The sequence below is a fragment of the Streptomyces sp. NPDC127177 genome (assembly GCF_042672475.1).
Classification (GTDB): domain Bacteria; phylum Actinomycetota; class Actinomycetes; order Streptomycetales; family Streptomycetaceae; genus Streptomyces.
In genome coordinates this window covers 15,020-32,193 of the sequence record NZ_JBHXUW010000010.1, presented here as the reverse complement: position 1 = coordinate 32,193, position 17,174 = coordinate 15,020, and the positions used below count along the sequence as shown (strand labels likewise).

Annotated in this window: 12 protein-coding genes; 2 read left to right on the top strand and 10 right to left on the bottom strand. The window is 71.8% G+C overall.

The genetic code is table 11. The annotated features are described in order from the left end of the window. Window positions 1–53: 53 nt before the first annotated feature. The gene (locus ACFVJX_RS09140; protein ID WP_384128001.1) at window positions 54–2,123 is read left to right on the top strand and encodes a hypothetical protein; all 2,070 of its coding nucleotides are present in this window, start codon (window positions 54–56) and stop codon (window positions 2,121–2,123) included. An 84-nt stretch (window positions 2,124–2,207) separates the two neighbouring features. On the opposite strand, the gene galE is transcribed toward ACFVJX_RS09140, so the two are convergent. Next, a complete protein-coding gene (gene galE, locus ACFVJX_RS09135) occupies window positions 2,208–3,179 on the bottom strand; it encodes a UDP-glucose 4-epimerase GalE (RefSeq protein WP_384127999.1) in 972 nt (323 codons plus the stop codon). Window positions 3,180–3,383: 204 nt separating this feature from the next. Between galE and ACFVJX_RS09130 the strand changes: the two genes are divergently transcribed. Next, window positions 3,384–5,615, top strand: coding sequence for a CDP-glycerol glycerophosphotransferase family protein (locus tag ACFVJX_RS09130; RefSeq protein WP_384127998.1), 2,232 nt, complete (start codon window positions 3,384–3,386; stop codon window positions 5,613–5,615). 93 nt (window positions 5,616–5,708) lie between these two features. Here ACFVJX_RS09130 and obgE read toward each other — a convergent pair whose 3' ends face one another. From obgE to ACFVJX_RS09085, 9 genes are all read right to left on the bottom strand, one after another. Beyond that, entirely contained in the window at window positions 5,709–7,148 is a 1,440-nt protein-coding gene (gene obgE, locus ACFVJX_RS09125) for a GTPase ObgE (RefSeq protein ID WP_384127996.1), read from the bottom strand. 140 nt (window positions 7,149–7,288) lie between these two features. Then, on the bottom strand, window positions 7,289–7,546 hold the full coding sequence (rpmA, locus tag ACFVJX_RS09120) for a 50S ribosomal protein L27 (protein ID WP_018103204.1): 258 nt from the start codon (window positions 7,544–7,546) through the stop codon (window positions 7,289–7,291). Window positions 7,547–7,560: 14 nt separating this feature from the next. After that, a complete protein-coding gene (rplU, locus tag ACFVJX_RS09115; RefSeq protein ID WP_024494442.1) occupies window positions 7,561–7,881 on the bottom strand; it encodes a 50S ribosomal protein L21 in 321 nt (106 codons plus the stop codon). A gap of 197 nt (window positions 7,882–8,078) precedes the next feature. Next, window positions 8,079–9,140: an iron-containing alcohol dehydrogenase family protein gene (locus tag ACFVJX_RS09110; protein WP_384127995.1), complete on the bottom strand. Its 1,062-nt coding sequence runs from the start codon at window positions 9,138–9,140 to the stop codon at window positions 8,079–8,081. Beyond that, window positions 9,128–9,880 carry a sugar phosphate nucleotidyltransferase gene (locus tag ACFVJX_RS09105; RefSeq protein WP_384127993.1) on the bottom strand — a complete coding sequence of 251 codons (753 nt, stop codon included), beginning with the start codon at window positions 9,878–9,880 and terminating at the stop codon, window positions 9,128–9,130. The genes ACFVJX_RS09110 and ACFVJX_RS09105 overlap by 13 nt, the downstream gene beginning before the upstream one ends. Window positions 9,881–9,947: 67 nt before the next feature. Beyond that, window positions 9,948–10,838, bottom strand: a complete 891-nt coding sequence (galU, locus tag ACFVJX_RS09100) for a UTP--glucose-1-phosphate uridylyltransferase GalU (RefSeq protein WP_384127992.1) — start codon at window positions 10,836–10,838, stop codon at window positions 9,948–9,950. Window positions 10,839–10,960: 122 nt separating this feature from the next. Further along, on the bottom strand, window positions 10,961–14,893 hold the full coding sequence (locus ACFVJX_RS09095; RefSeq protein ID WP_384127991.1) for an Rne/Rng family ribonuclease: 3,933 nt from the start codon (window positions 14,891–14,893) through the stop codon (window positions 10,961–10,963). A 232-nt stretch (window positions 14,894–15,125) separates the two neighbouring features. Next, window positions 15,126–15,908 (bottom strand): TIGR03936 family radical SAM-associated protein, encoded by a 783-nt coding sequence (locus ACFVJX_RS09090; RefSeq protein ID WP_384127990.1) that lies wholly within the window; start codon window positions 15,906–15,908, stop codon window positions 15,126–15,128. Between the two features lie 123 nt (window positions 15,909–16,031). Next, a complete protein-coding gene (locus ACFVJX_RS09085) occupies window positions 16,032–17,150 on the bottom strand; it encodes a hypothetical protein (RefSeq protein ID WP_384127989.1) in 1,119 nt (372 codons plus the stop codon). Between the last annotated feature and the right edge of the window lie 24 nt (window positions 17,151–17,174).

Sequence of the window (17,174 nt, the reverse complement as noted above, 5' to 3'; positions counted from 1 at the left end):
TCGGCGCGGCCCCCACCGCGCACGTGAGCGCTCGCGCTCTTTGGAGTCCCCCAGTGCAACCACTCCCCCCGGTCCTGCGGTACGCCGCGAAGGCCCTCCCCGTCGTCGTACTGGCCGCGTCCTTCGTCGCTCAGGCCGCCGCGGCCGCTCTGGCGCACATCGCGCTGCTCATCACGGCGACGGCCGCCAACGTGGTGGCCGAAGCGGCCCTGCACCGATGGCAGCCCGGCCAGGTCTCCCTGCTCGCCAAGGTCCGGGCCGATGTCCTGGTCCGCCGGCTGACCTGTGACTTCCTGCTGGTCGTGGGGCTGCTCCGACTGGCCGGGTTCCACCGGGAGACGGCGTATCTCCCCCTCGTCCTCGGTCTGCTGCTCTTCTACGCGCTGCACTTCGCCGGCCACGCGGCGGCGATCCGGGTGCGCGGCACGCGGACCATGCCGCTGCTCACCCGCAACATCGACGCCTCCGCCCTGCGGATCACCCCGGCGCCCCCGGCCCTGCTGATGCGCCGTCACGGGCCGCGCCTGCTGCGCTTCGGCCTGCCCGCGACCGTGGGCCTGCTGGTGTCGGCGGCGAGCGACAGGCCGCAGTTCGCCGCGGCGGGCATCGCGCTGTCGATGGTGCTCGCCACCGTCTCGCTGGCCGAGCTGGTGTGGTGCCTGGTCCGCCGCCGCCCGGCGTCACAGGAGGAGGCGCTGGACTGGTTCGACGGCTGGCTCGCCGACTACCGGCCGACGGTCGGCATGTACTTCTCCGGCGGCGTCTCCTCCGCCTACCAGGCCAACATGTGGCTCGACGCGCTGGCCGGGCTGGACGGCCGGCCCGTCATCGTGCTGCGCGAGCGGTTCATGATGCAGCGGATCGGTGCGACGGACATCCCGATCGTGTGCATCCCGAAGGTCGCCCACCTGCTCCGCCTGGAGCAGTCCTCCCTCAAGCTGCTGATCCACCCCGCGAACTCCGGCAAGACCTCGCAGGTCCTGCGCATACCGTCGATCAAGCACGCCTTCGTCAACCACGGCGAGAGCGACAAGCTCTCCAGCTGCAATCCGTACGCGAAGGCGTACGACGAGGTGTGGGTCGCCGGACCGGCGGCGCGCGAACGCTACGCGCAGGCCGACGTCGGCATCGATGACGGCGACGTGGTGGAGATCGGCCGCCCTCAGCTCGCCCCGATCGCCCCGTACGCGGGCCCGCCCGCCGGTGCGCACACGACCGTGCTCTACGCCCCCACGTGGGAGGGCTGGGACGGCAATCCGGGCAACACCTCGATCGTCCTGGCCGGCGAGAACATCGTCCGGGAACTGCTGGCCGACCCGGGCGTCCGGCTGCTCTACAAGCCGCACCCGATGACGGGCTCCGTCGACCCCCGGGCCGGTGCCGCCAACGACCGCGTCCAGGCCCTGATCCACGAGGCCAACCGCGGCCGCACCGGTCCGCGTCCCGGCCCACAGGCCGCCGCCGAGCTGGCCCGGCGGACCGCGGAGCTGCACGCCCTGACCGCCTCCTCGTTCCGGCAGGACGCGGACGACGCGGAACGCATGCTGGTGCAGGGCACCCCGGAACCGGGCCGGGCCGAGGCCGTCGCCGCCGCGAGGGGGGCCTGGGAGGCGGCCCACTGGGCATCGCTCCCCGAGGCCGAGCACCAGATCATCACGGGGCCGGAGCCCTCGCTCTACTCCTGTTTCAACGAGGCGGACCTGCTGATCAGCGATGTGTCGAGCGTGGTCACGGACTACCTGGCGAGTGCGAAGCCGTACGCCGTGGCGAACACCAGCGACATGACCGAGGAGCTCTTCCGCGAGGCGTTCCCGACCGTCCGCGCGGCGACGATCCTGACCCCGGACGCGGCGGCCGTCGCCGCTCTCGTCGACTCGGTGCGCCGCCCGGCGGAGGACGGGCCGGCCGAGGCGCGCGCCGCTCTGAAGCTGCGTCTCCTCGGCCCCTCGGACCCTCCGTCCCAGGTGCGCTTCGCCGAGGCGGCGCTCAGCCTGTGCGAGGTATCGGACGAGCACCGGGTACGGATGTCGAACCGGCTGCTTCCGGCGATCCCGGCCCAGCGCGGAGCGCTGGAGGAGGCGCAGGCGGCCGAGGAGCGGCTGGAGGCGGCGCCCGAGGGATAGGGCGCGTCCCACGTATCCCGCCCGGCACGACTGAGGCCCGGCGCCCCTTTCCGGAAGGGGCGCCGGGCCTCGGCCGTACTGGCTCTACGGGTGGCGGTGGCGCCAGCCCTGCCAGGCGGAGTCGATCATCTCGTCCACGCCGTACCGGGCCGACCAGCCCAGCTCGGCGCGGATCCGGTCGGCGCCGGCGACCACCCGGGCCGGGTCACCGGCGCGGCGGGCGGTCACCTCGGGGGTGACGTCGCCGTTGTCCGTCACCTCGAGGATCCGGTCGACCATCTCGCGTACGGAACTGCCCTCGCCGCGGCCGATGTTGAGCGTGAGGTCCGTGCCGCTCTCCGCGTCCTCCAGCCGGCGCGCGGCCGCGAGGTGGGCGGATGCGATGTCCTCGACGTGGATGTAGTCGCGGATGCAGGTGCCGTCGGGCGTCGCGTAGTCGTCGCCGAAGATCCGCGGGCCCTCACCGGCCTCCAGTCGTTCGAAGACCATCGGGATGAGGTTGAACACCCCGGCGTCGGCCAGCTCGGGCGACGCCGCACCGGCCACGTTGAAGTAGCGGAGCGAGGCGCAGCGCAGCCCGTGGGCGCGGGCGGCCGCGTGGATCAGCCACTCGCCGACGAGTTTGGTCTCGCCGTACGGGCTCATCGGCGCACAGGGGGTGTCCTCGGTGACGAGGGCGACGTCGGGCATGCCGTAGACGGCGGCGGACGAGGAGAACACCAGCCGGTCGACGCCCGCGTCGACCATGCTCTCCAGCAGCACCTCCAGGCCGGTCACGTTCTCCCGGTAGTAGTGGAGGGGGCGCTCGACGGACTCGCCCACCTGCTTCTTGCCCGCGATGTGCACCACACCGGTCACACCGTGGTCGCGGATCGTCGCGTCGAGCGTCTGACGGTCGAGCACACTGCCGGTCACCAGGGGCACCCCCGCGGGCACGTTCTCGGCGTTCCCGGTCGACAGGTCGTCGTACACCACGACCTGCTGACCGCCCGCGAGCATCGCGCGCACGACGTGTGCACCGATGTATCCCGCCCCGCCCGTAACCATCCAGGTCATTCGTGCGTCTCCCTGTCCGAGGTCCTACCGTCCGCTTCACTCTACGTGCACGGAAAGTCGGATCGGCGGACCGGGCCTCACCGCTCATAGGAGGCTGACAGGGATCAATTACGCTGTCCGGGTGCTGGACGCCTCCGCACTGCCCAACGGTGCGCGCCGCGCCCCTCGCACAGACCCTCGCACAGCTCTCTGGACTGGTGGACGATGCCCCGACTGACACTCATCGTGCCTGCGTACAACGTGCAGGGGTACATCGGGGAGTGTCTCGACTCCGTGCTCGAGCAGGACTTCACCGACTTCGAGGTCATCGGTGTGGACGACTGCTCGCCGGACGGCTCGGGCGCGATCCTCGACACATACGCGGAACGCGACTCCCGGATCCGTGTGCTCCACCTCACCGAGAACGTGGGTCTGGGACACGCGCGCAACGCGGGTATCGACGAGGCCGTCGGTGACTACCTGGTCTTCCTCGACAGCGACGACACGCTGGCCCCGGGCTCACTGGCGGCCATCGCGGCCCGTCTCGACGCGACGGACGACCCCGACGTCCTGATCTACGACTACACCCGCACCTACTGGGACGGACGGCTGCTGCGCAACAAGCGCGCGGAGCTGCTGGACGAGAGCGGCCCCGACGTCTTCGCGCTGGCGGACCGGCCGCAGCTGCTGGATCTGCTGCAGATCGTCTGGAACAAGGCCTACCGCCGCGATTTCGTCACCCGGCACGGCTTCCGGTTCCCGCCCGGGTATTACGAGGACGCGCCGTGGACGTACTCCTCGCTGATCTCGGCGGAGCGCATCGCCGTCCTGGACCGTTCCTGTGTGCTGTACCGGCAGCGGCGCGAGGGCGGAAACATCCTCCGCACGGTGAGCCGCAAGCATTTCGACGTCTTCGATCAGTACGACCGCGTTTTCGCCTATCTGGACGGGCGGCCGGATCTCGATTCCTGGCGACCGGCGCTCTTCAGGAAAATGGTCGACCACTTTCTGACCGTCCTGGAAAAGCCGGGCCGCCTTCCGCAGAAGGCACGGGCGGAGTTCTTCCACCGTGCGGCCAAGGACTACCGGAGCCGCCTTCCGGAGGGCTTCGAGCGGCCGGCCGGCGGGAAGGGTTACAAGTACGCGCTGCTGGGCCTCGACTCCTACTCGGCGCTGGTCGGTGTCACCCGGGTCAACAACGTGCGCAACCGGGCCCGGCTCGGCGGCCGGGCCCGCGCCGGCCGGGCCAAGCGCGCCGCCCTGGGGATGTTCTACAAGTCCCAGCTGCGCCTGCCGCTGGACGACAACCTCGCGGTGTTCTCCGCGTACTGGGGCCGCGGCTACGCCTGCAACCCGGCGGCCATCGAGGCGGAGCTCGGCCGGCTCGCGCCCGGCATGCGCCGGGTCTGGGCGGTCAGGTCGGAGCACCGCGACCGGGTGCCCAAGGGCGTCGAGGCCGTGGTGGTCGGGTCCCGCGAGTACTGGTCGGTGATGGCGCGCGCGAAGTACCTGACGAACAACGTGAACTTCGGCGACACCGTGATCAAGCGCGAGGGCCAGATCCATCTGCAGACCCATCACGGCACCCCGCTGAAGACGATGGGGCTCGACCAGGCCCAGTACCCGGCGTCCACCAGCATGGACATGGAGAAGCTCCTCAGCCGGTGCGACCGGTGGGACTACAGCCTGTCCGCCAACCGGTTCTCCACGACCGTGTGGGAGCGGGTGTACCCCTGCCGGTACGCCTCGCTGGAGACCGGCTACCCGCGCAACGACGTCCTGCTCAACTCCACCGCGGCGGACGTCGCCCGGATCCGGCACGGACTCGGTCTGGCGGACGGCTCGACGGCCTTCCTCTACGCGCCGACCCACCGCGAGTACCAGAAGTCCTTCACCCCGCGGCTGGACCTGCCGAAGCTGGCCGAGGAGCTGGGCCCCGACGTCACCCTGCTGGTGCGCGGGCACTACTTCTACAAGCCGACCGGCCGCCTCGCCGACCTCCAGGCCAGCGGCCGGATCATCGACGTCTCCGCGCACGCGAACGTCGAGGAGCTCTACCTCGCGGCGGACGCCCTCGTGACGGACTACTCCTCGGCGATGTTCGACTACGCCAACCTGGACCGGCCGATCGTGATCTACGCCGACGACTGGGACACCTACCGGGTCGTGCGCGGCACCTACTTCGACCTGATGGCGGAGCCGCCCGGTGCCGTGGCGACCAGCCAGGAGCAGCTCGCCGCGGTCCTCGGTTCCGGGGAGTGGCGGAGCGAGAGGTCGGCGGGGCTCCGGCAGGCCTTCCGGGAGCGGTACTGCGACTACGACGACGGCCGCGCCGCGGAACGTGTCGTGCGCCGGGTGTTCCTGGGCGAAGAGACGCTGCTCCCGGTCGTCCCGCTCGCGGAGCGCACCCCGGCGCCCTCCCCCGCCGAGGCGCTGGACCAGGCCGGCCGCTCCTGACGGACGGGCGGCGCCCGGTTCACGGGCACCCCGGAAAACACGCGGTCCCGGCTCCCCCAAGGGAACCGGGACCGGCGGAGTCATACCCGCGCGTTACGCGAACGGGTCGAACTCCTGGTACTCCTTGCTGACTTCGTCGCGCTCGTCCTCGCGGTCGCGGCGGCGCTGGGCGGCCGGGCGCGGCTCCTCGAGGCGGTGGTCCTCACCGCGGCGGCCGAGCATCTCCGCACCGGCCGACACCGTCGGCTCCCAGTCGAAGACGACGGCGTTGTCCTCGGCACCGATGGCCACGCCGTCACCGGCGCGGGCGCCGGCCTTGCGGAGCGCGTCCTCGACACCGAGCCGGTTCAGCCGGTCCGCCAGGTAGCCGACGGCCTCGTCGTTGTTGAAGTCGGTCTGGCGCACCCAGCGCTCGGGCTTCTCGCCGCGCACCCGGTAGATGCCGTCGTCCTCGAGCACCACGGTGAAGCCGGCGTCGTCCACGGCCTTGGGCCGGATGACGATACGGGTCGCCTCCTCCACCGGCTTGGCCGCACGCGCCTCGGCGATGACACCGGCCAGCGCGAAGGAGAGCTCCTTCAGGCCGGTGCGGGCCACGGCCGACACCTCGAAGACGCGGTAGCCGCGGGCCTCCAGGTCCGGGCGGATCATGTCCGCGAGGTCCTGGCCGTCCGGGATGTCGATCTTGTTGAGGACGACGATGCGGGGCCGGTCGTCCAGGCCGCCGTACAGCTTCAGCTCCTCCTCGATCATGTCGAGGTCGGAGACGGGGTCGCGGTCGGACTCCAGCGTCGCGGTGTCCAGTACGTGCACGAGCACCGAGCAGCGCTCGACGTGGCGCAGGAACTCCAGGCCGAGGCCCTTGCCCTGGCTGGCGCCCGGGATCAGGCCCGGGACGTCGGCGATGGTGTAGACGGTGCTGCCCGCGGTGACGACACCCAGGTTCGGGACCAGGGTGGTGAACGGGTAGTCGGCGATCTTCGGCTTGGCGGCCGACAGGACCGAGATCAGCGAGGACTTCCCGGCGCTCGGGTAGCCCACGAGGGCCACGTCGGCGACGGTCTTCAGCTCCAGGACGATGTCCCGGCTCTCACCGGGCTCGCCGAGCAGCGCGAAGCCGGGGGCCTTGCGCCGGGCGGAGGCCAGCGCGCCGTTGCCGAGGCCGCCGCGGCCGCCCTGGCCGGCGACGAACATGGTGCCCTGGCCGACCAGGTCGGCGAGCACGTTGCCGTCCTTGTCGAGCACGACGGTGCCGTCCGGCACGGGCAGGATCAGGTCCTGGCCCTCCTTGCCGGTGCGGTTGTCGCCCGCGCCGGGCTGGCCGTTGGTGGCCTTGCGGTGGGGGTGGTGGTGGTAGTCCAGGAGCGTGGTGACGGCCTGGTCGACGATCAGGGTGACATCGCCGCCACGCCCGCCGTTGCCGCCGTCCGGGCCACCGAGCGGCTTGAACTTCTCACGGTGAACGGAGGCGCAGCCGTGGCCCCCGTTACCCGCGGCGGCATGCAGCTCGACGCGGTCCACGAAGGTGGTCATGGTTGGAACCTCCAGTTACATACATGCAGAAATGTCTCGCTCATGCCCCTGTAGGAGCAACACGCGAAAGGCGGACCCACTTCCCGGTACAGGAAGTGAGGTCCGCCTCCACGTCAAACCGCTCTACGAGCGCCGAGGATTCAGCCGGCGATCGGAACGATGTTCACGACCTTGCGGCCACGGTGCGTGCCGAACTCGACCGCACCGGCGGCGAGGGCGAACAGCGTGTCGTCGCCGCCACGGCCGACGCCCGTGCCCGGGTGGAAGTGGGTGCCGCGCTGGCGGACCAGGATCTCACCGGCGTTGACGGCCTGACCGCCGAAGCGCTTCACGCCGAGCCGCTGAGCATTGGAATCGCGCCCGTTCCGAGTGGACGATGCGCCCTTCTTATGTGCCATGTCTCCTCAGTCCCTTACTTCGCAGCCGCGGGGATACCGGTGACCTTGATCGCCGTGTACTGCTGGCGGTGACCCTGGCGACGGCGGTAGCCGGTCTTGTTCTTGTAGCGAAGGATGTCGATCTTCGCGCCCTTGTGGTGGTCCACGATCTCGGCCTGGACCTTGATGCCGTCAAGCACCCACGGGTCGCTGGTCACGGCGTCGCCGTCGACAACGAGCAGGGTAGAGAGCTCTACCGTGTCGCCAACACTGGCGGTGGGAATCTTGTCAACCTCAACGATGTCGCCGACAGCAACCTTGTGCTGGCGACCACCGCTGCGCACGATGGCGTACACGCGGATCTCACTCTCACTCGAAGCGGAAACCTCTGAAGCCAGCCGCTCACACGGGTCCGGGGACCCGTGATGATCCGGATTGGACGAGCGGCCTCTCCCGTACGAGCGGGAGGTCAGTGCTCAGAGGTGTGGCGAAACAAACGCCGACGGTCAAGATTACGGGGCCCGGGACAGCCCGGTCAAACCGGGCCCCGGATTCAGGCCCCGGCGGCTGTGACGTAGTCGGCGTAGGCGTCCCTGATCCCGTCGGCGGACAGGTTCAGGTGTTCCAGGACGGTGTACCGGCCCGGCCTGGTCCGGGGTGCGAACTCGACCACCGAGACGAACTCGTCCACGGTGAATCCGATCTCCTGCGCGGTGACGGGAAGCCCGTGGCGCCGCAGCGTCTCGGTCATCCGCACGGACTCCTGACGGGCGCCGCGCAGGTGCATCGCGAACGCCGCCCCCAGGCCGCACTGCTCGCCGTGGCTGGCCGCCCGCTTGGGGAAGAGCAGGTCGAAGGCGTGGTTGATCTCGTGGCAGGCGCCGGAGGCGGGCCGGCTGTCGCCGGCGACCGACATCGAGATACCGGTGAGTACCAGCCCCTCAGCCAGCACCTGGAGGAAGCTGTCGTCGCCCAGCTCCCCGGGGTGGCGCAGCACGGCCTCGCCGGCCTGCCGGGCCATCGCCGCGGCCAGCCCGTCGATGTCCTCGCCGTTGACCCGGTGGGCGAGCTCCCAGTCCGCGACGGCGGAGATGTTGGAGAGCGCGTCCCCGATCCCGGACCGCACGAAGCGGACCGGGGCCTCCCGGATGATGTCGAGGTCGATGACGACGGCGATCGGGTTCGGCACCCCGTACGAGCCGCGGCCCGCGTCGTTGTCCAGCGTGGCCACCGGTGAGCACAGGCCGTCGTGGGACAGGTTCGTCGCGACGGCGACCAGGGGCAGCCCGATGCGCGCAGCGGCGAACTTCGCACAGTCGATGATCTTGCCGCCGCCGAGGCCGACCACGGCGTCGTACCGCCCGGACTTCATGGCCTCGGCCAGCTTGACGGCGTCGTTCAGCGTGCCGCCGCCGACCTCGAACCAGGAGGCACCGGGCAGGCTGTCCGACAGCCGCTCCCGCAGGGCCCGGCCGGAACCCCCGCTTATCGCGACCGCCAGCTTCCCCGAGCCGGAGATGCGCTGGTCGGCGAGGACCCCTGCCAGGTCGGCCAGCGCACCCGCCCGGATGTCGACGACGACCGGCGCCGGGATCAGCCGGGTCAGTACTGGCACGCGATCTTCCTGCCCTTGGCCAGGTCCTCGTGGTTGTCGATCTCGACCCAGTTCACGTCGCCGATCGGCTCCACGTCGACCTTGAAGCCGCGGTTGACGAGCTCCTGGTAGCCGTCCTCGTAGTACAGGTCCGGGTCGCGCTCGAAGGTGGTCCTCAGCGCGTCGGCGAGCTCCTCGGCCGCCTCGCCCTCGATGAGGGTGACACCGATGTACTCACCGGTGGCGTCGGCCGGGTCCATCAGCTTGGTGATCCGCCGGACACCCTTCTCGGGGTCGGCGACGACCTTCATCTCCTCGTCGGCGAGCTGCTTCACCGTGTCGAGGGCGAGGATGATCTTCTTGCCGTCACCGCGGGCGGCGAGCAGCGTCTTCTCGACGGAGACCGGGTGAACGGTGTCGCCGTTGGCGAGGATCACGCCGTCCTTGAGCGCGTCACGGCCGCACCAGAGGGAGTAGGCGTTGTTCCACTCCTCGGCCTTGTCGTTGTCGATCAGCGTGAGGGTGACGCCGTACTTCGCCTCCAGGGCCGCCTTGCGCTCGTACAGGGCCTCCTTGCGGTAGCCCACGATGATCGCGACGTCGGTCAGCCCGACCTCGGCGAAGTTGCCCAGCGTCAGGTCGACGACGGTCAGGCTCTCCTCGTCGCCCTCGGGGCCGACGGGCACCAGGGCCTTGGGAAGCGTGTCGGTGTAGGGGCGCAGACGGCGGCCGGCGCCGGCCGCCAGAATCATGCCGATCATGAGGGTTCTCCTTGGTCCTTGGTGCGTGTGTCTCGGGTGGGTCCGGGTGCCGTGCGGGCGGGCCGGCTCAGAGCTCGGCCGCTACGTAACCGCGCAGCCAGGTACGGAAGTCGGGGCCCAGGTCCTCGCGCTCGCAGGCGAGTCTGACGATGGCCCGCAGGTAGTCGCCGCGGTCCCCGGTGTCGTAGCGGCGGCCGCGGAAGACGACGCCGTGCACCGGGCCGCCCAGCTCCTCGTCGACGGCCAGTTGCTGGAGCGCGTCCGTCAGCTGGATCTCGCCGCCCCGTCCCGGCTCCGTCCTGTGCAGCACACCGAAGACGGCGGGGTCCAGGACGTACCGTCCGATGACGGCGAGGTTGCTGGGCGCGTCGGCGGGGTCCGGCTTCTCGACCAGTCCGGTGACCCGGACGACATCGCTCTCCGGGGTGGCTTCCACCGCGGCGCACCCGTACAGGTGGACCTGTTCGGGCGCGACCTCCATCAGCGCGACGACGCTGCCGCCCTCGCGCTCCTGGATCTCGGTCATCCGGGCCAGCAGCGGGTCGCGCGGATCGATCAGGTCGTCGCCGAGCAGCACCGCGAACGGCTCGTCTCCGACGTGCGGCTCCGCGCACAGCACGGCGTGGCCGAGGCCTCGGGGGTCGCCCTGGCGGACGTAGTGCATGGTCGCCAGATCGCTGGACTCCTGGACCCGCACCAGCCGTTCGTCGTCGCCCTTGCGGGTGAGCGCCGTCTCCAGCTCGTAGTTCCGGTCGAAGTGGTCCTCCAGGGCACGCTTGTTGCGCCCCGTGATCATCAGCACGTCGCTCAGCCCCGCCGCTGCGGCCTCCTCCACGACGTACTGGATCGCGGGCTTGTCGACCACCGGCAGCATCTCCTTGGGAGTCGCCTTCGTCGCCGGCAGGAACCGGGTACCGAGCCCGGCGGCCGGTATGACGGCCTTCTGGATCTTGCGCATGTGCTCAGACTTCCGTGTCCACTGGGAAGGTTGCGGGCCGGCCGGGGCGGCAGTACGCAGCCGGCCCGGCTCCTGTGACGGAACCGGTCCGGCTGCGTATCCGCGCACGGTTACGGGGCTTGTCAGGCCTCGTCGGCCGAAGCCGTGACGGCGGACGGCGACTCCTGCTCCGCCGCCACCGTCTTCTTCGCCGACGCCTTCTTGGCCGTCGTCTTCTTCGCGGCGGTCTTCTTGGCTGCCGTCTTCGTGGTGGCGGCCTTCTTGGCGGTGGCCTTCTTGGCGGTCTTGCGGGCCGCCTTCTTGGCCGGTGCGGCCTCGGGCTCGGCGTCGGACGCCGCCGCGGACTCGGAATCGGCGGGGGCCGTCACCACGACGACCTCGGCCTCGTCCGTACCGGCCGGGGAACCGGCGGGCGCGGTGGCCTTACGGGTCGCCCGGCGCCGGGCACGCGGCGGTGCGGCCGGCTCCTCGGCCGGGGCCTCCGCGTGCGGGGCCTCGACGACCGGGTCCTCCGCGGCGACCGGGTCCGCGTCGGACACCGGCTCCTCCGCGGCCGCGGGCACCGGCTCGGCCGGAACCTGCTCGGCCGGGGCCGGGGAGCCCGCCGGAGCGGTCGCCTTGCGTGTCGCCCGGCGACGGGTACGGCCCTGGGGCGCCTCGGCTGCCGGGGTCTCGGCGGCCGGCTCCGGGGTGGGCTCGGGCTCCACGACCGGCTCCGGCTCCGCGACCGGTTCGGCCGCCGGAGCCGGCGCGGACGCCGACTTCGGGGCACCGGCCGGGGCCGTCGCCTTGCGCGTCGCCCGGCGGCGGCCACGGCCGCGACCGGCTGCCGCCTCCGCCTCGGCCGGGCTGCTGTACAGCTCCTCGTCCGCGACGAACTCCGGCTCGGGGAGCGCCACCGGGGCTGCGACCTCGGCCGCGACCTCCGCCTCGGTCTCGGACTCGTGGTCCTGCTCGTGCTCGTGCTCGTGACCGTGGTCCTGCTCGTGGTCCTGACCCGAACCGCCGCGGCGCTTCTTGGCCCGCTTGCCGTTGCCACCGCCGCCGCCCGCCGAGGTGGGCTGCTCCATGTGCACGATCACGCCGCGCCCGTTGCAGTGGACGCAGGTCTCGGAGAAGGACTCCAGCAGACCCTGGCCGACCCGCTTACGGGTCATCTGGACCAGGCCGAGCGAGGTGACCTCGGCGACCTGGTGCTTCGTACGGTCGCGTCCCAGGCACTCCAGCAGACGCCGCAGCACCAGGTCCCGGTTGGACTCCAGCACCATGTCGATGAAGTCGACGACGACGATGCCGCCGAGGTCGCGCAGCCGCAGCTGGCGCACGATCTCCTCGGCCGCCTCCAGGTTGTTCTTGGTGACGGTCTCCTCGAGGTTGCCGCCCTGACCGGTGAACTTGCCGGTGTTGACGTCGACGACGACCATCGCCTCGGTCTTGTCGATCACCAGCGAGCCGCCGCTCGGCAGATAGACCTTGCGGTCCAGCGCCTTCATGAGCTGCTCGTCGATCCGGTACGTCGCGAAGATGTCGACCTCGGAGGTCCACCGCGACAGCCGGTCCGTCAGGTCCGGCGCCACGTGCGAGACGTAGCCGTGGATGGTGTCCCACGCCTCGTTGCCGCTGACGATGACCTTGGAGAAGTCCTCGTTGAAGATGTCGCGGACGACCCGGACGGTCATGTCCGGCTCGCCGTAGAGCAGGGTCGGCGCGTTGGAGCTGCCGCTGCTCTTCGACTTCTTCTGGATGTCCTCCCACTGCTGCTGGAGCCGCTCGACGTCGCGGCGCAGCTCGTCCTCGCTGGCACCCTCCGCGGCGGTGCGCACGATGACGCCCGCGTCCTCGGGGACGATCTTCTTGAGGATGGTCTTGAGCCGGGCGCGCTCGGTGTCGGGCAGCTTGCGGCTGATCCCGGTCATCGAGCCCTCGGGCACGTAGACGAGGTAGCGGCCGGGCAGCGAGACCTGGCTGGTCAGGCGGGCGCCCTTGTGACCGATCGGGTCCTTCGTCACCTGGACGAGGACGGACTGGCCGGACTTGAGCGCGGTCTCGATGCGGCGCGGCCCGTGGGCCATGCCGAGCGCCTCGAAGTTGACCTCACCGGCGTACAGGACGGCGTTGCGGCCCTTGCCGATGTCGACGAAGGCGGCCTCCATGGACGGCAGGACGTTCTGGACCTTGCCCAGGTAGACGTTGCCGACGTAGCTGGTGGCCTGCTCCTTGTTGACGTAGTGCTCGACGAGCACGTTGTCCTCGAGGACGCCGATCTGGGTGCGCTCGCCGTTCTGGCGGACGACCATGACGCGCTCGACGGCCTCGCGGCGGGCCAGGAACTCCGCCTCGGTGATGATCGGGACGCGGCGGCGGCCCTGCTCGCGGCCCTCGCGGCGGCGCTGCTTCTTGGCCTCCATACGGGTCGAGCCCTTGATGGACTGGACCTCGTCGAAGCCGGTGCCGGGCTCGCGCTCGGCTTCCTTCTTCCGCGGCTCGCGGACCTTGACGACGGTGCGCTCGGGGTCGTCCGTGCCGTTCTCGCCGTCGGACGAGGAGTCACCACTGCGACGGCGGCGACGGCGCCGGCGCCGGCTGCTGCTCGACCCGGACGCACCGGAGTCGTTGTCGTCGTGCTCGTCGTCGCCCTCGTCCTCGGACTCGTGGGCACGCTCGGGCTCGTCGTCGGAGCTGTCGGAGGCGTCCGCGTCGTCGTGGTGCTGCTCGGCGTTCTCGTCCTCGGCGGACTCACCGCGGCGACGGCGGCGGCCACCGCGACGGCGGCGGCGCGAGGGCCGGTCGCCGTACTCGTCGTTGTCATCGCCGTCGTGCTCGTTGTCGTTCTCGTTCGAGGGCTCGTCCTCGGCCTGCTCCTCCACCGCGGCGGCCGCCGGGGCGGGAGCGGCTGCGGGCTCGGCATCGGCGGACTCACCGCGACGGCGGCGACGGCGGCGCGAACCACCCTGCGGGGCCGTCTCGGCGGGCGCCGGGGCCTCGGCGGCCGGGGTCTGCTCCTCGGCCGTCGTGATCTCGTCCTCGGGCTCATCGGCGGCCGGGGCGGGCGGCTGGGCGGCGGCTGCCGCGGCTGCCGTCTCCGGGGTCTGGAACATCGGCTCGGCGAAGACCGGGGCCTGGAACACGGCCACGGCGGGGCGCTCGGCCCGACGGCTCCGGCGCGCGGGCTCCTCGACCTTGCCGGTGAACTCGGGACGGCCCGCCGCAGCGGTGGCCCGGCGGCGCTGACGGCCGCGCGGGGCGGCCTCCTCGACCTCGGCGGTCTCGGCTGCCAGTTCCTCCACGGCGGCCTCGGGGAGGCTCTCGCCGGTCTGGGTCTCGGTGCGGTCCTCGGTGGCCTCGGCGGCCTGCGGGGCGCCCTCGGGGGCGGTGGCCTTGCGGGAGGCGCGGCGACGGCCGCGCGGCTGCTCGGTGGTCTCGGCCGGCTCGGCCGCCGGGGCGACCTCCGCGGGCTCGGCGGCCACGACGGGCTCGGCGCTCTCGGTGCGAACGGCCTGCGGGGCACCGGCCGGGGCGGAAGCCCTGCGCCGGGTACGGCCGCGCGGCGCCTCGGCGGCGGGCTCGGCAGCGGCGGGCTCGGGGCTCTCCGCCGCCGCGGTCTCCTCGACGATCTCGACGGCCTCGGCGGCCTGCGGGGCACCCGCCGGAGCGGTGGCCTTGCGGGAGGCACGACGACGACGCGGCGCCTCGACGACCGGCTCAGCCACGGCCTCGTCCTCGACCGGCTCAACAGGCGCGGCAGCCACAACCGGCTCCACGACCTCAGCGGCCTCGGCAGCCTGCGGAGCACCCGCAGGAGCGGTGGCCTTGCGGACCGCCCGGCGCCGCGGACGGGCGGGCGGTGCGGCCTCGGTGGTGTTCTCGGGGGTGGTGTCCGACTCTCCGGCGTCAACGGCCGGTATGGCCGGCGCTTCGGTCGCGCCCTGCGCGCCCGACGGCGGGCCGGCCGGGCGGGATGCCGCGCGGCGCCTGCGGCGCGGCGGCAGCTTGTCCCCGGGGGTGTTGTTGTCTTCTGCGTTCCCGGTCGTGCCGGGTTCGGTGGGCTCGAGCATGCGGGCGGTTCTCCCGTCGCGCTCCCGGGCGCCGCGTCTGATTCCGGTCCGGCATGGTCCGCGTGGTGTACGCGGTACCGCCGTCCGGGGCGCGGGCGCCGCACGGGGGCTGAATGTCTGGCTCGCCGGTTCCGTACACGGTGTGCGTACGGCCTGGCGAAAGTCTTATGGGTCTGCGCGCGGCCCGGCCCAGGTGGCTCCCGAGTCCGAGGGCTGCGCTACAACGACCGCCTTACGCGGAACCTGCACCTTCCGGCGCCGTCGCGACGGCGGTCCCGGCGGCCGTGGGTGTAGCGGCCGGAGCTGCCTCGCGGTCAGGCGCGAGCGGGTCGGTCACCGTGCCGGACTCCTCGTCGAAGAGCCCCTGCGCCAGCCTGGTCACCGCAGCGGGGACAGGCGGCGCCAGGTCGGCCACAACGCGGAGACCGGACAAGACGTCGTCAGGCCGTACGGCAGGTGTCACGTGCCGAACAACCAGCCGCAGTATCGCACAGGCCTTGACCCCGGGCCTATCAGACTGATGATCAAGGGCCTGCAGATCCACCACGGCGGACCGGGCGTCGAAGCTGCGCACGCCGTTCTTCGTGCGGCGCTGTACCTCGACGGTCTCGGCCCCGTTGAACGCGGCCACGGCCTTCTCGGCCTCCTCGACGGAGACCCCGTCGAGCCGCATCTCCCAGATGGAGGCGGTCAGCCGGTCGGCCAGGCCCGAGGTGTGGGCCTCCACGGCATCGGTGATGTCGAGGCCGTCCGGCAGCGAGCTGTTGAGCAGCTCGCGCAGAACATCCGGGTCCCGCGCCTCGGTGAGGGCGATCTCCAGGAACTCGGCCTCGCTGCCCGTGCCGGTGGGTGCGGCATTGGCGTAGGAGACCTTGGGGTGCGGGGTGAAACCCGCCGAGTAGGCCATGGGCACCTCGGAGCGGCGCAACGCCCGCTCGAAGGCACGCTGGAAGTCACGGTGACTGGTGAACCGGAGGCGGCCGCGCTTGGTGTAGCGCAGTCGGATGCGCTGCACTGCCGGTGCGGGCGGCGGGCCTTCGGGCTGTCGCTTGCCCAGTGGTTCTTCTCCTCGGTGCGGGGCGGACGCGGTGGCGCACCGCCCACGAAGTACGGGGTGGCCCCGGGTGCCCGCTCCGGCTCACCCCTGCTGGACGGTTTTCCCGCCGTGCAGGGAGATCTCTGGTTCGGGCGCCGCGCTGGGCACAGTCGTTGCTTGTTGCCTAGCACCCAGAGTACGCGCAACAGCCCTCTCCGGTTCCCGGGGCTCGGCCGCCGGCCCGCCGCCGACCAGTGCCCGCCAGGCGTCGCGACGGGCCTGTCGGACGGTTTCGCGGGCTGTACGCATCGCCTCCCGGCCGGTGCGTCCCGCCGCGAGGGCCGCACGCCTGGCGGGGGCCAGCACGGCGTCGCGCACGAAATGTCCCACCGGGGTGCACACCGTGCGGTAGACCCGGACCACCGGTGCCGCGATCAGATGGCGGACCAGCCATGCCAGGGCCCGGCCGACGGCCCGCGAGACGAATCCGGCGACGCGCCAGGCGACGACGAACGCGGCGGCGACCTCCCGGCCCACCGGGCGCAGCACCCGCCGGTACAGCCGGACGAGCGGAGTGACGAGGAGCGCCACGACGAGCAGGCGGAGACCGGCCCACAGCCCCCGGAAGCCGAAGGCGACACCCCTGGCCAGCAGACCGGCCAGCCAGGCGGTGCCGTGCCCGAGCGGGGTGAGCAGTTCGTGGTACGTCCACCGGGCCGGCACGACGAGCAGAACGGTGAGCACCCGTCCGACCGCCTTGCGGACACCGCGTCCGGCGGGGGCCAGCAGCGCCCGGTACGCCCATTCCAGCCCGTGTCCGAGCGGGGTGAGGACGAGCGTGTACAGCCGGATGAGCGGGGCCACGATCCCGTACCGCACCACGGGCACCACCACGTACCGCCAGAGTGCGACCCACGGCCATACGAGCACCGCGGCGGCCAGCCACCGCAGCCCGTGTCCGAGCGGGGTGAGCACCCACGTCCACAGCCACCGGGCCGGGGCTGCCACGAGGACCTGGAACAGCCGGGCGAGAGCGTGCCCCAGCGGCCGGAGCAGGGTCCGGTGGGCGGCGCGGGCGCAGACGGCGAGGGCGTCCCACACCATCCGGACCGGGAGGACGAGTACGAGGACCACGATCCGCACCGGAATCCTGACGAGGGTGGTCAGACAGCCCTCACCGCTCTCGTACCGCGCGGGCGCCTGGTGCTTTCCGTGGTCCATGCACTCCATGACGCGAAGGCCCGG